The sequence below is a fragment of the Salegentibacter sp. T436 genome, from assembly GCF_001932675.1.
GTDB lineage: Bacteria > Bacteroidota > Bacteroidia > Flavobacteriales > Flavobacteriaceae > Salegentibacter > Salegentibacter agarivorans.
On the sequence record NZ_CP012872.1, the window covers coordinates 556,020 to 575,974 of the forward strand.

Below are 19,955 nucleotides of genomic sequence, written 5' to 3' on the forward strand. Positions count from 1 at the left end.
GCGATGACTAAAGACGAATGTTTCTTTTTAGGTAAAATCGTTGGTAAATTTAGCTTTAAGGGCGAGGTGCTTATTAAATTAGACACCGATGTTCCCGAAATGTATTTAGAAATGGAATCAGTGCTCATTGAATATAATGAGAACCTGGTTCCATTTTTTATTGAAAGAAGTTCGCTGCAAAAAAGCACCTTACTTCGCGTTAAATTTGAAGATATTGAAACCGAGCAGGATGCCGAAGACCTTGTAGGCGCTCTTACTTATCTTCCACTTACTATGCTTCCAGAGCTGGAAGACGACCAGTTCTACTTTCACGAAATTATAGGTTTTGACGTAATAGATGCCACCCACGGTAATATTGGCAAAATCACTTCTATAAACGATAGTACTGCACAGGCTCTCTTTGAAATTCAAAAAGGCGAAAAGCAAATCCTTATCCCTATGAACGATGAGTTTATAGATAAAATAGATAAGGAAAACAACACCATTTATCTAACTACTCCAGAAGGTTTGGTGGAGTTGTATCTTAGTTAGCAGTTTTTAGTAGGCAGTTTGCAGTGATGGTTTTCACCTGACGCAGAAATACATTCATGATAACTCGTCATACTGAACTTGTTTCAGCCTCTAACAACTTAGACCCTGAAATAAATTCAGGGTGACGATAAGTGACAAATCGTTCCAAAATAAAAAATCCGTTCCCCAATACCAGGAAACGGATTTTTCAAATTATATAATCTTTAAACTTTTAACCTACAATATTTACAATTTTACCTGGAACTACAATCACTTTTTTAGGTGTTCTTCCGTCTAATTGTTTCTGAGTTCTTTCATCTGCCATCACGGTTTTTTCGATTTCATCTTTTGGCATATCCAGTGGCAATACCATTGTAAATCGCATTTTCCCATTGAAAGAAACCGGGTAGTTTTTAGTGCTTTCTACCAAATATTTTTCTTCAAAAACCGGATATTCAGCCGTTACTACAGATTCTGAATGCCCTAATTTACTCCAAAGTTCTTCTGAAATATGAGGCGCATATGGCGCAAGTAAAATCACTAGCGGCTCCAGGATTTCCCTGCTATTGCATTTTTGTGCTGAAAGTTCATTTACACAAATCATAAAAGTAGAAACCGAAGTATTGAAACTGAATTCCTCGATATCTTCAGTAACCTTTTTAATGGTTTTATGCAGACTTTTCAAAGAATCGGCTGAAGCTTTTTCTTCCGAAACTTCAAATTTTTCCCCACTATGATACAATTTCCAAAGCTTTTTCAGGAAATTATGCACCCCGGTGATTCCAGCGGTATTCCAGGGTTTTGCCTGTTCCAACGGACCAAGAAACATCTCGTACATTCTTAAAGTATCAGCTCCGTAATCTTCACAAATATCATCGGGGTTTACCACGTTGTACTTGGATTTAGACATTTTTTCGACTTCGCGACCTACTATATAAGAACCATCCTTTTCGTTTAAAAATTTAGCATCCTTAAATTCGGGACGCCATTCTTTAAAACCTTTAATATCCAATTCATCAGAATGATTAACTAAAGAAACATCAACGTGAATAGGCTGAACCTGATTCTTTCCAACCAGACTTTTAGAAACCAGCACGTTCTCTCCTTCCAGTCTATAAACAAAAGCACTCTGCCCCAGGATCATCCCCTGGTTAATCAACTTTTTAAAAGGTTCTTCTACCGAAAGTTGTCCACGGTCATGCAAAAACTTTGTCCAGAAACGGGAATACAATAAATGGCCGGTGGCGTGTTCACTTCCGCCTATATATAAATCGACGTTCTCCCAGTATTTTTGAGCTTCTTTAGAAACAAATTCATTATCGTTTCCGGCATCCATATAGCGGAAAAGGTACCAGGAACTCCCGGCCCAACCCGGCATAGTATTTAATTCCAGTGGAAATACCGTTTTATCATCTATCTCCTTATTGCTTACCACCTCGTGGGATTTTGTGTCCCAGGCCCAGGTAGTCGCATTTCCTAATGGCGGTTCGCCGGTTTCGGTAGGTAGATATTTTTCAACTTCGGGAAGTCGCAAAGGTAAATGCTGGGCATCTATCATTTGCGGCATTCCGTTTACGTAATAAACAGGAAATGGCTCTCCCCAATAACGCTGGCGGCTAAATACCGCATCGCGCAATCTATAATTTGTTTTTCCGTAACCGTGACCGGTTTTTTCTAATTCCAGAATCACTTTTTGCAGCGCTTCTTTATATTCCAGGCCGCTAAGGAAATCGGAGTTCGCGATTACCGTACCTTCTTTTCCGGAGAAAGCAGCCTCAGAAATATCGGTGTTTTCAAAAATATTAGGAATAGGAATTTCCAAATGTTTTGCAAAATCATAATCCCGCTGGTCACCACAAGGCACCGCCATTACGGCACCGGTTCCATAACCGGCAAGCACGTAATCCCCAATCCAGATTGGTACCGGTTCTTTGGTGAAAGGATGCTCGGCATAAGCCCCGGTAAATACACCGGTTATACTTTTTACATCGGCCATACGTTCACGCTCACTTCTTTTTGCACTGGCAGCGATATAGGCTTCAACTTCTTCTTTTTGTTGCGGGGTTGTAATCTTTTTAACCAAATCATGTTCCGGCGCTAAAGTCATAAAACTCACGCCAAAAATAGTATCAGGTCGGGTAGTAAAAACTGAAATCCTTTTTTGATGTTCAGCGAGGCTTCCATCATCTTTTACTTTTTTCAGAGTCTCACCGTATAAATTGAAATGAACCATTGCCCCAACCGATTTCCCGATCCAGTTACGCTGACTTTCTTTCAAGCTTTCGGTCCAGTCCAGTTGATCTAAACCTTGTAATAAACGCTCTGAAAATGCTGAAATTCGCATAATCCATTGCGTCATTTTTTTTCGCACCACGGGATAGCCTCCACGCTCTGAAACGCCGTTTACAATCTCGTCGTTAGCTAAAACGGTTCCCAGTTGTGGGCACCAGTTTACTTCGGTTTCAGCTAAATAGGTTAGTCTATATTTTAATAATATTCTTTGCTTTTCTTCAGAAGAAAAATTATTCCAGCTATCTGCAGAAAAATCTTCCACATCATCATCGCAGGCAGCATTTACCCGGGAATTCCCTTCAGCAGCAAAAATTTCTTCTAATTCTGAAATTGCCCTGGACTTTTCAGCTTCCATATCATACCAACTTTCAAAAAGCTCAATAAATATCCACTGTGTCCATTTATAATATTCGGGGTCACTGGTGCGCACTTCCCTGCTCCAATCAAAAGAAAAACCTATTTTATCGAGTTGCTCGCGGTATCTTTTAATATTCTTCGCCGTGGTAAGCGCAGGATGTTGCCCGGTTTGAATTGCATATTGCTCGGCAGGCAAGCCAAAACTATCGTAACCCTGTGGATGCAAAACATTAAAACCTTTGTGACGTTTGTAGCGAGCATAGATATCACTGGCAATATAACCCAGCGGGTGTCCTACGTGAAGTCCGGCACCAGATGGATAAGGAAACATATCCAGCACGTAATATTTTGGTTTATCTGATGAATTGCTGGCACGAAAAGTTTGGTTTTCGGCCCAGTAGTTTTGCCATTTGGCTTCAATTTCGTTAAAGTTGTAACTCATTGTTATATTTTTCTTACCTGCTAAATTACGCGCAACGCGACTTTTTATTAATGCCTGCAAATTTACAATTTTAAACCACTTATGGGAATTTAGGTGTAATGGATTAGAAGATAAGTTTCTATCTGAAACAAATCTTAATACCAAATAGAAACAGTTTTAAGACTTCCTTAATGCAGCTTATCCTATTATTTCAGTAGATTTATAGGGAAATGGTGATTTCAATGGCTATGATTTTAAATTTTCATAAAAAAATCATCCTAAAATTCACTAAAAAACACCTGGTTAAATCAATAATCTTTCAAAGATTTTTATATGAACGTAATACACGTAAGCGCTGAATGCTACCCAATTGCAAAGGTTGGTGGTTTGGGAGATGTAGTTGGTTCTTTACCAAAATACCAGTCTGAAGCTGGTGTTGGTGCTAAGGTAATTATGCCATTTTATGATAATAAATTTAGTGCAGCTCACAGTTTTAAAAGTATTTACGAATCAGAATTGGTTTTGGGCGAAGAGATTTATCCTTATAAATTCTTGAAATTAAAAGAAGAGGTTTTAGATATTGACGTGCTGTTTGTAGATATACCAAAACTCTTATTTAAAAATTTCGTGTATTCCGATGATGACACCGCGCGTTTTACGGCTTTCCAAATTGCGGTAATGGATTGGTTACTTACTTTAAAAGAAAAACCCTCTATAATTCACTGTCACGACCATCATACGGGATTAATTCCATTTATGGCGCAGGAATGTTTTAAATATGAATCCCTGAATCAAATTCCGGTTATTCTCACAATTCATAATGCCCAATATCAGGGTTGGTTTTCGCACGATAAAGTGTATTACCTCCCGGCTTTTGATATTTCTAATAACGGTTTACTAGATTGGGATGGCGTGATAAACCCTTTAGCTGCAGGCATAAAATGCGCCTGGCGGGTAACTACGGTTTCCCCGAGTTATATGGAAGAATTGCAACAGGCTGCGAATGGATTGGAAAGTTTATTGAGTCACGAAAATAAAAAATGTGTTGGAATTCTAAACGGAATTGATACTGAAGTTTGGAATCCTGAAACCGATGAATTTATCGAAAAAAATTATTCAGCTAAAAATATTCAAACCGGAAAAACAGCTAATAAAAAATGGCTGTGTAAACAATTTGGTTTTTCGGCTTCAAAGCCTTTATTCGCTTTTATTGGAAGACTGGTTTACGAAAAAGGAGCCGATTTACTACCCACAGTTTTAGAAGAAATTCTTTTAAAAAAAGAATGCAATATTCTCATTTTAGGTTCTGGAAATTCTGAAGTAGAAAACGCATTAGAGAATTTGAAGAAAAAATATAAAGGGGTTTATAATGTTTTTATTGGTTACGATGAAAAGCTTTCGCACCTCATCTACGCTGGGGCAGATTTCTTATTAATGCCTTCCCGCGTAGAACCCTGCGGACTCAACCAATTATACTCCCTGCGCTACGGAACCATTCCCTTAGTGCGAAGTATTGGTGGCTTAAAAGACACTGTAATAGATATTGAAGATGGCGGATTTGGATTTTCTCACGCTGAAGCTTCAGAAATAGATATTTCTAAAACCATAAATAGGGCCGTACAATTCTACAAGGAAGAGCGTACCTTTAAGAAAACCAGGAAATACATAATGAGCATTGACCATTCCTGGAATGTTTCGGCTAAACAATATATTGATTTGTATAACTCCTTAAAAAGCGGCTAATTATGTTAAACGACAAAGTATTATCGGTTATTCTTGGAGGCGGCCAGGGCACCAGGCTTCACCCATTAACAGAAAGTAGATCTAAACCCGCCGTGCCAATTGCGGGTAAATACCGCCTGGTAGATATTCCAATTTCCAACTGTATTAACTCCAACATTAAAAGAATGTATGTGTTAACTCAGTTTAATTCGGCGTCGTTAAATAAGCATATTAAAAACACGTTTCACTTCAGCTTTTTTAGTTCGGCTTTTGTAGATGTTTTAGCGGCAGAGCAAACACCACACAACAAAACCTGGTACCAGGGCACGGCAGATGCGGTTAGACAGGGAATGCATCATTTTAAAAAGCATAAATTCGATTATTTCCTAATCCTTTCCGGCGATCAATTATATCATATGGATTATAATTTAATGGTTCAGCAGCATATAGATACTGGCGCCGATATTACTATTGGTACTGTACCCGTAAATGCAAAAGAAGCCCCGAGCTTTGGGATTATGAAAACCGACCAGGATAACAATATCACTTCATTTATAGAAAAACCGAAATCTGATCTTTTACCCGACTGGACTTCCCCGGTAGGCCCCGAAATGGAAGCTGAAGGCAGAAATTATCTCGGCTCTATGGGAATTTACGTGTTTAACCGGGAATTGTTGGTAAAATTAATGGACGATGAGAGTACGGTAGATTTTGGTAAAGAGATAATTCCGCAGGCTATAGGAAATAAAAAGGTTTGCGGTTATCAATTTGAAGGTTACTGGACCGATATTGGAAACATAGAATCTTTTTTTGAAGCAAATATTGGCCTGACAGACGATATCCCTAAATTCAATCTATATGATATGGAAAACAGGGTTTATACGCGAGCACGGATTCTTCCCACTTCAAAAATTTCTGGTACTAATTTGAAAAAATCGGTTATTGCTGAAGGCTGTATTATTCACGCCAAAGAAATTGAATCTTCGGTAATTGGTGTGAGATCGAGGATTGGAAAAGGTTCAGTTATAAAAAACTGTTATATGATGGGAACCGATTTTTATGAATCTTTAGAAGAAATTGAAGGAAATAATATTGAAATCCTGGCCGGGATAGGGGAAAATTGCAACATTCAAAATGCAATAATCGACAAAAATTGTAGAGTTGGAGACAATACTACCATAAACGGTGGCCCACATTTAGAAGATGATGAAACCGATGCTTACGTAATTAAAGAAGGAATTGTAGTGCTTAAAAAAGAAGCAGTACTTCCCCCTGGAACAACCATAGGATAGTATGACAAAAGTTATAACGCACAGTTTATTTTCAGAATTTGATATTAACCTGTTTAAATCGGGTAAGCATTTTCGCCTTTACGAGAAATTTGGATCACATCCCATTACGCTTAATAAGCTTAAAGGAACTTATTTTTCAGTTTGGGCACCCGGCGCCAAACAGGTTTCGATAATTGGCGATTTTAATTCCTGGAAAGATGACGAACATCTACTAAACGTGCGTTGGGACGGTAGCGGTATTTGGGAAGGTTTTATTCCCAATGTTGAAAAAGGAAATTTGTATAAATATAAAATCCATAGTCACCATAATAGCATTATTACCGAAAAGGCCGATCCTTATGCCAGGCGCTGCGAACACCCGCCAAATACTGCTTCTGTAGTTTGGGAAGACAGTTATGAGTGGAAAGATAAATCATGGCTTGAAAAACGAAAAAAACATAATTCATTAAACGCTCCTTTTTCGGTTTATGAAGTGCATTTATCTTCCTGGAAGAAAAAAATTGAAGAAAACAGGTCACTTTCTTACTGGGAACTCGCTACAGAGCTGGTTTCCTATGTAAAAGAAATGGAGTTTACTCACGTAGAGTTTATGCCTATTATGGAATATCCATACGACCCAAGCTGGGGATATCAAATTACCGGATATTTCGCGCCAACCTCGCGATTTGGCTATCCCGATGAATTTAAATATTTAGTAGACAAACTTCACGAAAATGATATTGGAGTAATCCTGGATTGGGTACCTTCTCATTTTCCGGAAGACAGCCACGGACTCGGTTATTTTGACGGAACACACCTTTATGAACACCCCGATCCAAAAAGAGGCTATCATCCCGACTGGAAAAGTTTAATCTTTAATTATAACCGAAACGAAGTAAGAGCATTTTTAATTAGTAACGCTTTATACTGGTTAGAACAATTTCATATTGACGGGATTCGGGTAGATGCCGTGGCTTCTATCTTGTACCTGGATTATTCCCGGGAAGAAGGCGAATGGGAACCCAATCAATATGGGGGAAATCAAAACCTGGAGGCGATATCGTTTTTAGAAGAATTAAACAAAGAAGTTTACGCCTCTTATCCAGATGTACAAACCATTGCCGAGGAATCTACTGCTTATAGCGGGGTTTCAAAACCGGTATTTCTCGGCGGACTCGGTTTTGGGATGAAATGGATGATGGGCTGGATGCACGATACGCTTCAGTATTTTGCGAAAGAACCCATTTACAGAAAACATCACCAAAACAACATTACTTTTTCCCTCACCTATGCATTTACCGAAAATTTTATGCTTCCACTATCTCACGATGAAGTGGTGTATGGCAAACATTCAATTTTAGGAAGAATGCCGGGAGACGAATGGCAACGTTTTGCCAATTTACGCTTGCTATATGCGTATATGTTTATGCATCCGGGAACAAAATTACTGTTTCAGGGTTGTGAATTTGCACAAAGTGAAGAATGGAATTTTCAAAAGAGTTTAGACTGGCATTTACTGGAATATGATTCGTACAAAGGAATACAGGAAATAATAAAAGCTTTAAATCAATTTTATAAATCCCAACCTGCTTTATATGAAAAGCAATTTGTGCAAGATGGTTTTGAGTGGATAGATTATAGCGATGCCGAGAATTCGGTAATTAGTTTTATTAGAAAAGGAAATACGCCGAAAGATAATTTAATTATTGTTTGTAATCTAACCCCTATTCCGCGGGAGAATTATCAAATTGGCTTACCTGAAGCAGGTGAACTTGAGGAAATCTTCAACAGCGATAAAAAAGAATATCACGGTACAGGGAAATATAAAAATCCAAGGAAACCCGCAACCTCAAAAGAATGGCAGGGTAAAAAACATTCTGCCACTATCAAACTTCCACCACTGGCGATGCTTGCTTTTAAGTATTTGGCTTAGTTAAATGAAAAACAACGATATAGTTAATAAACGCTCATAAATATTTTGTGAATACTAACTTATATATCAAAACAATTCAGTTCTTTTATTGCCCAGTAATCCATTATAAAATATGATCACCAATACCGAGTTAGAACAAAAAGGAAATGCTTTTCCATCTAATGTAGTTTCCTTCCGTAAAGATGTGGACACACTCTATTTTACCACAGAAAATGATGTTGCATTGCAAATTACTATCCTACGAGATGGCTTGCTTCGCTTTAGATATTCTACCACCGGGATGTTTGCTAAAGATTTTTCTTATGCAATTACCAAACACGCAAGCATAGGCTATAATCAATTAGATATTGAAGAAAAGGAGGACAATTATAGCATTACCACTACCAAAATTATTTGCGAAGTTTCAAAAAAGGGTTTAAGAGTTAAGATTTATGATCGGGCAGACGGTACATTAATCAATGAAGATGAGCTGGGCTTCCATTGGGAAGAAAGCTACGAATTTGGGGGTGACATCGTAAAAATGAGTAAAGTTTCTCACGATGGAGAAAGCTATTTTGGACTTGGGGATAAACCGGGACACCTTAATTTAAAAGGAAAACGCTTTGAAAATTGGGTAACCGATTCTTATGCCTACGGAAAAGATACCGATCCTATTTATAAAACCATTCCGTTTTACACCGGGCTTCATAATAAAAAAGCCTACGGAATTTTCTTTGACAACACCTTTAGGTCTTATTTTGATTTTGCGCAGGAACGGCGTTTTGTAACCAGTTTTTGGGCACAGGGAGGCGAGATGAATTACTACTTCATTTATGGCCCAAAAATGACCGATGTTGTAGAATACTATACCGATTTAACCGGAAAACCAGATTTACCACCCTTGTGGGCACTTGGTTTTCATCAATGCAAATGGAGCTATTACCCTGAAAGTAAAGTAAAAGAAATCACTTCTAAATTCAGGGAATTGCAAATTCCCTGTGATGCTATTTACCTGGATATTGATTATATGGAAGGTTTCCGCTGCTTTACCTGGAACAAAGAATATTTTCCAGATCCAAAACGAATGGTAAAGGAACTTGAAGCCGATGGTTTTAAAACCGTTGCGATTATAGATCCCGGGATTAAAATTGATAAAAATTACTGGGTTTATAAAGAAGGACTGGAAAACGATTATTTCTGTAAACGCGCTGATGGCCCTTATATTAAAGGAAAAGTTTGGCCGGGAGAATGCTATTTCCCCGATTTCACCAATCCGAAAGTTCGGGAATGGTGGTCCGGACTTTTTAAAGAATTAATTGAAGATATTGGGGTTAAAGGTATCTGGAACGATATGAACGAGCCCGCGGTGATGGAAGTGCCAAATAAGACTTTTCCGCACGATGTAAGGCACGATTATGATGCAAATCCCTGCAGCCACAGAAAAGCGCATAATATTTACGGAATGCAAATGGCCCGGGCAACCTACCACGGCGTAAAGAAATTCTCCCACCCAAAAAGGCCTTTTGTGATTACCAGAGCAGCATATTCCGGTACTCAGCGTTACACCTCAACCTGGACTGGCGATAATATCGCCAACTGGGAACATTTATGGATCGCGAACGTGCAGGTACAGCGCCTGGCAATGTCCGGATTTTCTTTTGCCGGAAGTGATATTGGCGGTTTCGCTGAACAACCTCACGGTGAACTTTTCACAAGATGGATTCAATTAGCAACTTTTCACCCATTTTTCAGGGTGCATTCTTCCGGAGATCACGGCGACCAGGAACCCTGGACTTTTGATGAAGATATTACCGATATTGTTCGAAAATTTATTGAATTGCGTTACCAATTACTTCCTTATCTCTACACCGCATTTTGGGATTATACTGAAAAAGGCGTTCCGCTGATAAAATCTTTGGTAATGTTTGACCAGGAAGATGTGAACACGCACTATAGAATAGATGAATTTATCTTTGGAGATAGTATTCTTGCCTGCCCCGTAATAGAGCCAAATGCCAAAGGTAGACGTATGTATGTACCACGTGGAAATTGGTATAACTACTGGACCGACGAATTGGTAAAAGGCGGCAAGGAAATGTGGGTAGATGCCGATATAGACAGTATGCCAGTTTTTATTAAGGAAGGTACTATTATTCCCAAATATCCTGTTCAACAGTACGTCTCGGAGAAAAAAATAGAAGAAATAACTCTTGAAGTTTATTACAAACAAGGCAAGGAAGATTCTCAATTCTTTGAAGATGCGCACGATGGATACGATTATACTAAAGGGCGTTTCTGCTTAAGAAGTTTTAAACTTACCGGAAGGAAAAACCAGTTAATTATTCAGCAGCATAAAGAAGGCTCTTTTGAAAGCGATTGCAAAAATTTCAAATTAAAAATCCACGGGTTACCGTTTGAAATAAAAACGATTCAGCTGGATAATGAAACTAAATCTTTGGAGCATTTACAGGTTAACGGGTGCCTCACTATGATTATAGATGAGAACTTTTCAGAACTGGATTTCAATGGGGAAAACGGGGAGAACTAATTATCCCTCGCTTCACTTTCCATAGGCAGTAAACACTCGTAGATCATTTTATTTACGGGTGTTACAAGGCCTAATTTTTCGGCTTCTTTTACTATAAATCCGTTGAAATTTTCTAATTCTGAAGGTTGTCCCGCCATAATATCACGTTGTGTGGAAGCTGTGGTTCCCGTGGGCTGATTTTGAATAATTTCAAAAGCTTTTTCCAGGTGTTCGTCTGCTAACGGTATTCCTTTAGCATTAGCCACTAATTTAATTTCCTGAGCGGTTTTTTGTAAAAGTTCATATAAATATTCGCTTTCCCTTATTTTATCTATGGAAACCCGTGTTAATCCGCCAAGACCACTTATGGTAGTTATGAAGAGGAATTTCTTCCAAATTTCCAGCTGAATATTTTCAGGAATAAAATTGGTGATTTCAGCCTTATCCAATACCTTTTTTAATTGCTGAATTCTTTCTGAATTTGAATTATCAATCTCACCAAAAGTGATTCGGGGTTCAAAAGAAATGTGTTTTATTTCTCCGGGTTTTTCTACAAAACTCACAATATGGCAGAGGCCAGCGAGTATATTTTTCTTCGGAAGAATTTCCTGTAATTTTTCAACATTATTTGCACCGTTTTGTAAAGGCAAAACAATTGTTTCGGGCGAAATTAGTGGCTTCAATTTATTTGCTACTTCCTGGATTTGCCAGGATTTAACTCCTAAAATCACCAAATCTGGAGTAGGAACTTCGGCTAAATTATCGGTAACCAAATCAGGTTTCACTTTAAAATTCCCGTTGATACTTTCAACTACGAGCCCGTTTTTCTTAATTGCTTCCAAATGTTTTCCGCGGGCAATCATCGTTACATCATAACCCGCCTGGGCGAGTTTCGCACCAAAATAACCACCAACACCACCAATTCCGAAGATTAAAATTTTCATATTATTTGTGCTTTTCATTGCAAAATAGAATTAACCTACCTTTCCTGCGAGGTTTTTTTATACCTCGTAGGTTTGCAAAAGTTCCCAAACCTACAAGGTATAAAAAAACCTTGCAGGATGTAAAATTTGGTCTCTTACAATAAGCTAGGATTTTAAACTTATTATAACCTCTAAGTTATTAAACATGTTAGAAGCTGAAACAAGTTCAGCTTGACGAAATTAGATTTTTTTGAGACAACTTATAGATATTTCTGAGATTCCTGACTAAAATATTTTTTGTACTTGCTAATTTTTTTAAACTTTAAACGTTTTAAAGATATTGCAAGCTTATCTTTTTTATTTTTACAAAAAATCTAAAGTTACCTATGAGCACATCTTTTGAAAAGTACCAAAGACGTCGATTAATTTCGTCTTATTTTTCGGTAGTGATTAGTATTGCTTTAGTACTTTTTTTATTGGGAATGTTAGGTTTACTGGTTTTAAACACCAAAAAAGTAGCCGATCATTTTAAAGAGCAAATTGCGCTCACCGTATATTTAAAAGATACCGCCAAAGAAGTTGAGATAGAACAACTCAAGAAAAGCCTGGCAATGGCAGATTATACAAAATCTACCACCTATGTTTCTAAAGAAGAGGCCGCCGAAGCCCACAGCAAGGAAATAGGTGAGGATTTTATGGAGTTTTTAGGCTATAATCCTCTGCAGAATTCTATAGATGTTTATATGAACGCCGATTATGTCTCTGGCGAACAGGTAGATGAAATAGCAGCCGATCTTACTTCTAAAAATTTTGTAGATGAAGTAATTTATGATAAACCTCTTATTGCACTTTTAAACGAAAATGTAAAGAAAATTAGTTTCTGGGTGCTTATTGCCAGCGGGGTTTTCACCTTTATCGCGGTATTGCTTATAAACAGTTCTATTAGACTTTCGGTATATTCTAAACGATTTATTATTAAGACCATGCAAATGGTAGGCGCTACAAAAGGCTTTATTCGCAGGCCATTTATTTGGCAAAGTGTAAAACTGGGAATAATTGGCGCCATAATCGCACTTATTGGTATGGCCGGGGCACTCTATTATCTTAACAATAGCTTCCCACAACTCTCATTAACTTCAGATGTAAAATTACTCGCCGCTTTGTTTATAGGCGTTTTCGTTATGGGAATCCTTATTACCTGGCTAAGTACATTTTTTGCTACCTCCCGGTTTTTAAACCTAAAAACCGACGAGCTTTATTACTAATAAGCTTGCTTTAGCCTTCTTTTTTCTCAGAAACAGGAATAATTCAGAATAATTTTCTAATTTTTTTCGGCTAAAATATCTTGGTATATTTGATAATCGCAAACGTTTTAGTAAGCGAAACCCCTTGTAAACACTATAAAGTTCCTTATCGTGTCTCCTAAAAATCATTTAAATAAACATTCTCAAAACTGACTCTCGTCATAGATTCTGCTGCATTTCTGCCCCAACTTTGTACCAAACTTAAAAACCTAATATCATGAAAGTTTTAAAATCATATCAAGTAATTCTTACAGGTGTATTTTTTATGTTGCTAACCGCAGGCAACATGTTCGGGCAAAATTTCAAAATGGATAATTCTTCTGAAATTATTGTTGAAGGAACCTCTAACATCCACGATTGGGAAATGAAGGCAACCTCAAAGCAAGGAGGTGCAACCATTACCACTGAAGACGGGAAATTAACAGGAATCTCAAAACTTCAGGTAAGTATTCCAGCTGAAAGCCTGGAAAGTGGAAAAGGCGGAATGGACAAAAATGCTTACAAAGCACTTAATACCGATAAATATAAAAACATCGAATTTAAGTTAGACGAGGTTAAGAAGATTGAAGCCAACGGCAGCAACTCTTACAAAGTAAATGGCCTTGCGACTTTAAAAATTTCGGGAGTTTCTAAACAAGTACCGGTAGAATTCACTGCTAAGCTTAACGGAAACAAATTGGAAATAAATGGTGAAGAAAGCCTTAATATGACCAATTACAAGATTGACCCTCCTACTGCTATGTTTGGAACAATTACCACCGGCGAGGAAGTAACTATTAAATTCAAATCTACATTTTCTAAATAACTATTCAATTTTAAAAATTATTACAATGAAAAATTCAATCAAATACTTCGGCTTAATTGCATTCGTTCTTTTTGGCTTGCAAATGCAGGCACAGGACAGAGACCTGGATAACTATAGAGCTCCAGATAAAAGAGGAATCAACGTTTTTGAGGCTCCTAAGGATACCATCACAGATTTTGACGGTGTAAAAGTAAGAGTTGGTGGTGCTTCTACTATTCAATTCCAGGCTATAGATCACGAAAACTCTGGTGAACCACTAATTGAAATTGGAGACAACTTTAACCTGGCTACTGCCAACCTTGACCTGGATGTTGCTCTATACGATGGAGTTAGAATGCACCTTAGAACATACCTATCTTCTCGGCACCACCCAGAACCTTATGTAAAAGGTGGTTACATCCAGATTGATAAATTAAACTTTGTAAGAGAAGGTTTTATGGAAGACTTAATGGACAAGGTAACTGTGAAAATTGGTCATATGGAAAACAACTATGGTGATGCTCACTTTAGAAGAACCGATAACGCACAGGCAATCCACAACCCATTTGTTGGAAACTATATAATGGATGGCTTCACTACCGAAGTTGGTGCTGAAGTATACTACAGAGACAACGGTTTTATTGGAATGGTAGGACTTACAAACGGTAAATTAAACCAGGCCGTAAATAACCCCGGAACAACTGGAGCTTCTTTCCTTGCAAAATTAGGATACGACGATTATGTAGCTGAAGATCTAAGAGTAAGATTAACAGGATCTGTTTATCACACCGGTAAAAGTTCTAACGCATATTTATACAGTGCAGACCGTGCAGGTTCTAGATACTACCTTGTAATGGAGAACCCAGATGCTTCTTCTGCAGGAAACTTTAGATCTGGACGTTATAATCCTGGTCTTAGAAATGAGCTAACTGCCTTTATGTTCAACCCTTTTGTAAAATACAAAGGATTAGAATTCTTCGGAACTTATGAAAGAGCGAGCGGAAAAGCAGATGCTGAAACAAGCGACAGAGATTTTGACCAAATTGCAGCTGAATTGATCTACAGATTCGGTCAAAATGAAAACTTCTATATAGGTGGACGATACAATACTGTAGAAGGAACTGAAATGGGCGGTAACGACATAGATATTACCAGATACCAATTAGGTGCAGGTTGGTTTATGACCAAGAACATCCTTGCGAAAGTAGAATATGTAACTCAGGACTACAATGGATTTAACCCTGGAACTATTCTGCACGAAGGTAATTTCAACGGACTTATGCTAGAAGCAGCGATTAGTTTTTAAGTTGAATGTTGAGCCCCGGTTGCTATCTCACAAGAGATTCACCGGGGCTTTTTATCTCCTGTTGCCAACCATTTCTTAACCAGAATTCAATTACTTATCTTTATAGAAATGCCCTAAATTAAACCAGGATGAAAACTTATATTCCTTTACTTTTTATATTATTTTTTACTATTACGGGAGTAGCGCAAACCGGTTTGGAAACCAGAAAAATTGATATTCTTCCAGATAGTCACTTAAGCATTAAAGGCACAACCAATATCAACGATTTTGAATGTGATTTTAATACCCTTAGGTTTAAATATGAAACTTTTAAAGTGCATTATACAGAGAATGGTGAAATTCTTCATTTTAAGAATAGTGTTTTACCCCTGGAAAATGTGAATTTTGATTGTGGCAACCGAAAAATAAATAAAGACTTTCACGAACTTCTAAAATCTAAAGAACATCCTGAAATCCTCTTGAAACTAAAGAAAATAGATATGAGCGAGGAAGGAAATTCTATAGTAACCATAGGCTTCACCATTGCAGGGGTTAATAAAGATTATAAGTTTCCGGTAGAGATTACAAGAGATAAACAACTATGTTTTGATGGGAAATTGAAGCTTAATATTAAAGATTTTAACCTGGAAGCACCCAGTAAAATCTTTGGGCTCATCGTCCTGGATGAAGTAATAGAAATTAATTTCAATTTAAACGTTAAAACCTAAAATGCTGAATCATCTAAAAATATTATCAGCTCAGGATGCGGTTGCCAAAGTAAAATCTGGTGACCGCATTTTTATTCAGGGTGCCGCAATGACGCCGGTAACCCTAATTGATGCATTATGCGATCGTTATAATGAATTGACCGATGTTGAAATTATACAAATTCATACCGAGGGAAAAGCAAAATACACCGAAGAACCTTACGCCGGTTCTTTTAGCATCAACACGTGTTTTGTTGCCGGCAACGTTAGAAATGCGGTCAATTCTAATAAAGGAACCTATATTCCCATATTTCTAAGTGAGATTCATAACCTTTTCCGCAGGGATATCTTGCCTTTAGATGTTGCTTTTATCCAGGTTTCCCCACCCGATAAACACGGATATTGTTCGCTGGGAGTTTCAGTAGATATCACGTTACCCGCTATTCAAAAGGCTAAAAAAGTAATTGCGCAAATAAACCCAAATGTACCAAGAACCCACGGGGACGGAATTATTCACAGCAGCCAGATTGAGGCTGCCATAGAAGTGAATCAGCCTATTTTTGCTACCAGTGTTACTGCTCCTACCGGAATTGAAAAACAAATTGGTATACATGTAGCCGAACTAATTGATGATGGCGCTACCCTCCAAATGGGAATTGGGGGTATTCCCAATGTAGTTTTAAATAATCTTCAAAACCACAAAAACCTGGGAATCCATACTGAAATGTTTTCTGACGGAATTTTGCCATTGGTAAAATCGGGAGTAATTACCGGGGCAAGTAAGGAAATAAAAACCGGAAAACTGGTGACCTGTTTTGCCATAGGTTCACCTGATTTATACGATTTTATTGATGATAATCCTATTGTGCATTTTAAAGAAGCGGCTTATACCAACGATACGGCTATAATTAGACAAAACCCTAAAGTAACCGCTATAAATTCGGCTATAGAAATAGATCTTACCGGCCAGGTTTGTGCCGATACTATTGGGAAATATCAATTCTCTGGCGTTGGCGGGCAAATGGATTTTATAAGAGGAGCAGCACTTTCTGAAGGTGGAAAACCTATTATTGCAATGCCATCTATCACCAAAAACGGTATTTCCAAGATTGTACCTTTTCTAAAAGAAGGCGCCGGCGTAACCACAACCCGGGCACACGTGCATTATATTGCTACAGAATATGGCGTTGTAAATCTCTATGGAAAAAACCTGAAACAAAGAGCTAAAGAACTTATTTCTATAGCGCATCCAGACCATAGGGAGCAATTAGAGAAAGAATCACATAATCAATTTAGATAGAAGCACTTAAAATATTTTTAAAGCCTGGAGAAATTCAATTTTTCCAGGCTTTTTTAATTCAATTATGATTATGCTCATAAGATTCCAGCAGCTTCAACCTTAATTTTACCTCACATTTAAAATTAAAAACTATGAAACTTTACAAAACTTTGCTGGCCGATTTTGAAGAAATGAGTATGGGATATTCAGCAATTGGTATTATCGCATCCAGCTGTTTAGGATCTGTGGCTGCAATGCTAATTTTAATGAACGGACATACATTTATAGATATGCTTCAGCTTTTTATTGTAGTTATAGTTTGTATGGGCTTCAATACCGTGATTTTAGCGCAGTTTAAATCTAAAATTGTATTTAATGCACTTTTGCTTAGCCTTGCAATATCCTCTATCTTTATCCTTATAAATATATTCTAGCACCACTGTATGAAAAATGATATTAAAACCCGGGAAGATGTTTTTTTACTGGTTTCCGGATTTTATAAAAAAGTAAGGCAAAATCCTGAAATTGGTCATTTTTTCAATGAGGTAATAAAAGACTGGGATGCCCATTTCGAGAAATTAACCGATTTCTGGGAAAGCAATCTCTTTTTTAAAGCAACCTACAAGGGCAATCCTCAAAAGGTTCACGTAAAAGTAGACCAGGAAAACAACCAGGAGATTTCCAATTACCATTTCGGGATTTGGCTAAACTTATGGTTTGAAACTATAGACGAATTGTACGAAGGTGAACTCGCCAACCGGGCAAAAAATAACGCCAGGAAGATGTCTTCACATTTATATTTAAAGATGTTTCAGGCTAGAGAAAACAAAGCATAAAAAGGTTGTCTAGAAAGATTTTAAATCATCATTTTAAATTGATTTCAGAATTATTTAAAAATTAATCCTAAATAAATAAAACAATCTTAAAACTTCGGAAAAGATCTAAATTAGATCAATCTAGACAGCCTCTTAAAATTTATTTTATTGATAAATAATTACCCAGAACAACTTTCCTAAGGAAAGAGCTGTAACTATTATTTTAGCCTGTAACTTGAGTTACACCTAAGGTTTGTATTTATTAACTATCTAAATGATAGATTTTCATCACATTTTTCAGGATTTCTGAAAAATCGATCTTAAGGTCAATTAACTTACCAGAATGAATATCGAAAACCCAACCGTGCACGGTTATCCCTCTATCTAAAAATGCTCTCTGTACTTCTGCAGTTTTTATTACATTAATACACTGTTCTTGCACGTTTAATTCAACAAGTCTTTTATAACGTGCTTCTTCGTCTTTAATATCATCCAGTTCATTTTGGTGAATACGGTATACATCCCTAATATTTCTTAACCAGGGATTTAGAATACCCAAATCCTGAGATTGCATAGCGGCTTTAACACCCCCGCAATAATAATGGCCACATACAACTACGTGTCTAACCCCAAGATGGGCAACCGCATAATCTATTACAGACATGGCGCTTAGATCAGTATTGGGCACCATATTAGCAATATTTCTATGTACAAAAACATCACCTGGCGCTACTCCCATTAGTTCTTCAGCTGTAACCCTACTATCTGAGCAACCTATGTAAAGAATATCCGGGTCTTGGCCTTTAGACAGATCGCTAAAGTAATTTGCGTCTTTTTGTAATTTTTCCTGAATCCAGTTCTTATTGTTTTCAAAAATTTCTTTAATCTCCATTTCTTTCGTTATATAAAGTTATCATCTTCTTCCCAAGTTTAATTTTATGCATTCCTTCTAAATAAAAGCAGGAGCTGCATTTTGGGAACGTGCATAAACATAAGGTTTTCTACTATAATTAGCAAAGTAGCACGCAGCTAAAGAGCTAACTTTAATAGCTAAACAGAAAACTTTAACCAAATTTTAGAAATTTAGCCGTGAAGAATAAGCACCGGAAGGTTTTGTTTCCGGGTTTCGGTAGCCGAAAGCCTGTTTAAAAGCTTTTCAGTAATATGAAGCTGGCGGGCAAAAAACACTATAATATTGGCCTTTACATTTGCTTCTGGCCAGAACTTCCCAAAGAAATCTGATTCTTCTTTGAGCGTTTTTCGGTTAAGTTTATAATTGGGCAGTTTAAAATCTTCTATTTGTCCTTCAGAATTATTCAAATTAAATTCCCATACATCCAGGCTTACATTAGGAGCAACGGGCAACTTTTGCAATAATTGTAAAGCTTCAGTATGAACAGGAAATCGTAAATCTATAGGAAGATAAAGTCTTTCCCATTGTTTAAATTCACAATTAGGCACTACCAATACAGGGCATTTTACCTTTTTTACTACATTACACGTATTCCCACCTAAACCCTGGAAATTAGAAGTATTTTTTCCAGATGCACCCATCACAATTAGGTCTATCCTTTTTTCGGTTATTGCCTTTCGGGTTGCATTTATAAGGTTATCGGCAAAAGGAAGAGTATAAAATGAATGGCCAGTTGCAGCAGGCTCTTTTTTAAGCCTGGCAACAAAGTCTACAAGCGCCTCATCTATTTTTGATGCCACGCCGGTAGAAGAGGCATGAAGCACATAAAATTTTGATGAGCCTGAATTTGAATTCAAGGCATAGCGTGCAGCATTATAAGCCTGGGGAGAAAAATCTGTAAGTATTAAAATATTCATAGGCTTGACCTTTCAG

At 37.4% G+C, this 19,955-nt stretch carries 16 protein-coding genes; 12 read left to right on the top strand and 4 right to left on the bottom strand.

What is annotated here, in order from left to right:
- The first annotated feature begins 3 nt into the window (after positions 1–3).
- Entirely contained in the window at positions 4–531 is a 528-nt protein-coding gene (gene rimM / locus AO058_RS02375) for a ribosome maturation factor RimM (protein WP_075325055.1), read from the top strand.
- 211 nt (positions 532–742) lie between these two features.
- On the opposite strand, the gene leuS is transcribed toward rimM, so the two are convergent.
- Complete coding sequence (leuS, locus tag AO058_RS02380) at positions 743–3,601, bottom strand: leucine--tRNA ligase (RefSeq protein ID WP_075325056.1); 2,859 nt, start codon at positions 3,599–3,601, stop codon at positions 743–745.
- Between the two features lie 312 nt (positions 3,602–3,913).
- Here leuS and AO058_RS02385 point away from each other — a divergent pair, with 312 nt between their 5' ends.
- From AO058_RS02385 to AO058_RS02400, 4 genes are all read left to right on the top strand, one after another.
- Positions 3,914–5,323 carry a glycogen synthase gene (locus tag AO058_RS02385; RefSeq protein ID WP_075325057.1) on the top strand — a complete coding sequence of 470 codons (1,410 nt, stop codon included), beginning with the start codon at positions 3,914–3,916 and terminating at the stop codon, positions 5,321–5,323.
- A 2-nt stretch (positions 5,324–5,325) separates the two neighbouring features.
- The gene (locus tag AO058_RS02390) at positions 5,326–6,594 is read left to right on the top strand and encodes a glucose-1-phosphate adenylyltransferase (protein ID WP_075325058.1); all 1,269 of its coding nucleotides are present in this window, start codon (positions 5,326–5,328) and stop codon (positions 6,592–6,594) included.
- A 1-nt stretch (position 6,595) separates the two neighbouring features.
- Complete coding sequence (glgB, locus tag AO058_RS02395) at positions 6,596–8,506, top strand: 1,4-alpha-glucan branching protein GlgB (protein ID WP_075325059.1); 1,911 nt, start codon at positions 6,596–6,598, stop codon at positions 8,504–8,506.
- 112 nt (positions 8,507–8,618) lie between these two features.
- On the top strand, positions 8,619–11,033 hold the full coding sequence (locus AO058_RS02400; RefSeq protein ID WP_075325060.1) for a glycoside hydrolase family 31 protein: 2,415 nt from the start codon (positions 8,619–8,621) through the stop codon (positions 11,031–11,033).
- On the opposite strand, the gene AO058_RS02405 is transcribed toward AO058_RS02400, so the two are convergent.
- Entirely contained in the window at positions 11,030–11,956 is a 927-nt protein-coding gene (locus AO058_RS02405; RefSeq protein WP_075325061.1) for a ketopantoate reductase family protein, read from the bottom strand. The genes AO058_RS02400 and AO058_RS02405 overlap by 4 nt on opposite strands.
- 365 nt (positions 11,957–12,321) lie before the next feature.
- Between AO058_RS02405 and AO058_RS02410 the strand changes: the two genes are divergently transcribed.
- From AO058_RS02410 to AO058_RS02440, 7 genes are all read left to right on the top strand, one after another.
- Positions 12,322–13,200 (top strand): cell division protein FtsX, encoded by an 879-nt coding sequence (locus AO058_RS02410; RefSeq protein ID WP_075325062.1) that lies wholly within the window; start codon positions 12,322–12,324, stop codon positions 13,198–13,200.
- 256 nt (positions 13,201–13,456) lie between these two features.
- Positions 13,457–14,044, top strand: coding sequence for a YceI family protein (locus AO058_RS02415; protein WP_075325063.1), 588 nt, complete (start codon positions 13,457–13,459; stop codon positions 14,042–14,044).
- Between the two features lie 25 nt (positions 14,045–14,069).
- Positions 14,070–15,329 carry a hypothetical protein gene (locus AO058_RS02420; RefSeq protein ID WP_075325064.1) on the top strand — a complete coding sequence of 420 codons (1,260 nt, stop codon included), beginning with the start codon at positions 14,070–14,072 and terminating at the stop codon, positions 15,327–15,329.
- Between the two features lie 128 nt (positions 15,330–15,457).
- Entirely contained in the window at positions 15,458–16,036 is a 579-nt protein-coding gene (locus AO058_RS02425) for a YceI family protein (RefSeq protein WP_075325065.1), read from the top strand.
- A gap of 1 nt (position 16,037) precedes the next feature.
- Positions 16,038–17,315 (top strand): acetyl-CoA hydrolase/transferase family protein, encoded by a 1,278-nt coding sequence (locus tag AO058_RS02430; protein WP_075325066.1) that lies wholly within the window; start codon positions 16,038–16,040, stop codon positions 17,313–17,315.
- 131 nt (positions 17,316–17,446) lie between these two features.
- A complete protein-coding gene (locus tag AO058_RS02435; protein WP_075325067.1) occupies positions 17,447–17,728 on the top strand; it encodes a hypothetical protein in 282 nt (93 codons plus the stop codon).
- Positions 17,729–17,737: 9 nt separating this feature from the next.
- Positions 17,738–18,130: a group III truncated hemoglobin gene (locus tag AO058_RS02440; protein WP_075325068.1), complete on the top strand. Its 393-nt coding sequence runs from the start codon at positions 17,738–17,740 to the stop codon at positions 18,128–18,130.
- Between the two features lie 241 nt (positions 18,131–18,371).
- Here AO058_RS02440 and AO058_RS02445 read toward each other — a convergent pair whose 3' ends face one another.
- Together AO058_RS02445 and AO058_RS02450 are read right to left on the bottom strand one after the other, a co-directional pair.
- Positions 18,372–19,001 (bottom strand): carbonic anhydrase, encoded by a 630-nt coding sequence (locus AO058_RS02445; RefSeq protein ID WP_075325069.1) that lies wholly within the window; start codon positions 18,999–19,001, stop codon positions 18,372–18,374.
- A gap of 191 nt (positions 19,002–19,192) precedes the next feature.
- Positions 19,193–19,939 (bottom strand): universal stress protein, encoded by a 747-nt coding sequence (locus AO058_RS02450; RefSeq protein WP_075325070.1) that lies wholly within the window; start codon positions 19,937–19,939, stop codon positions 19,193–19,195.
- Positions 19,940–19,955: the final 16 nt, after the last annotated feature.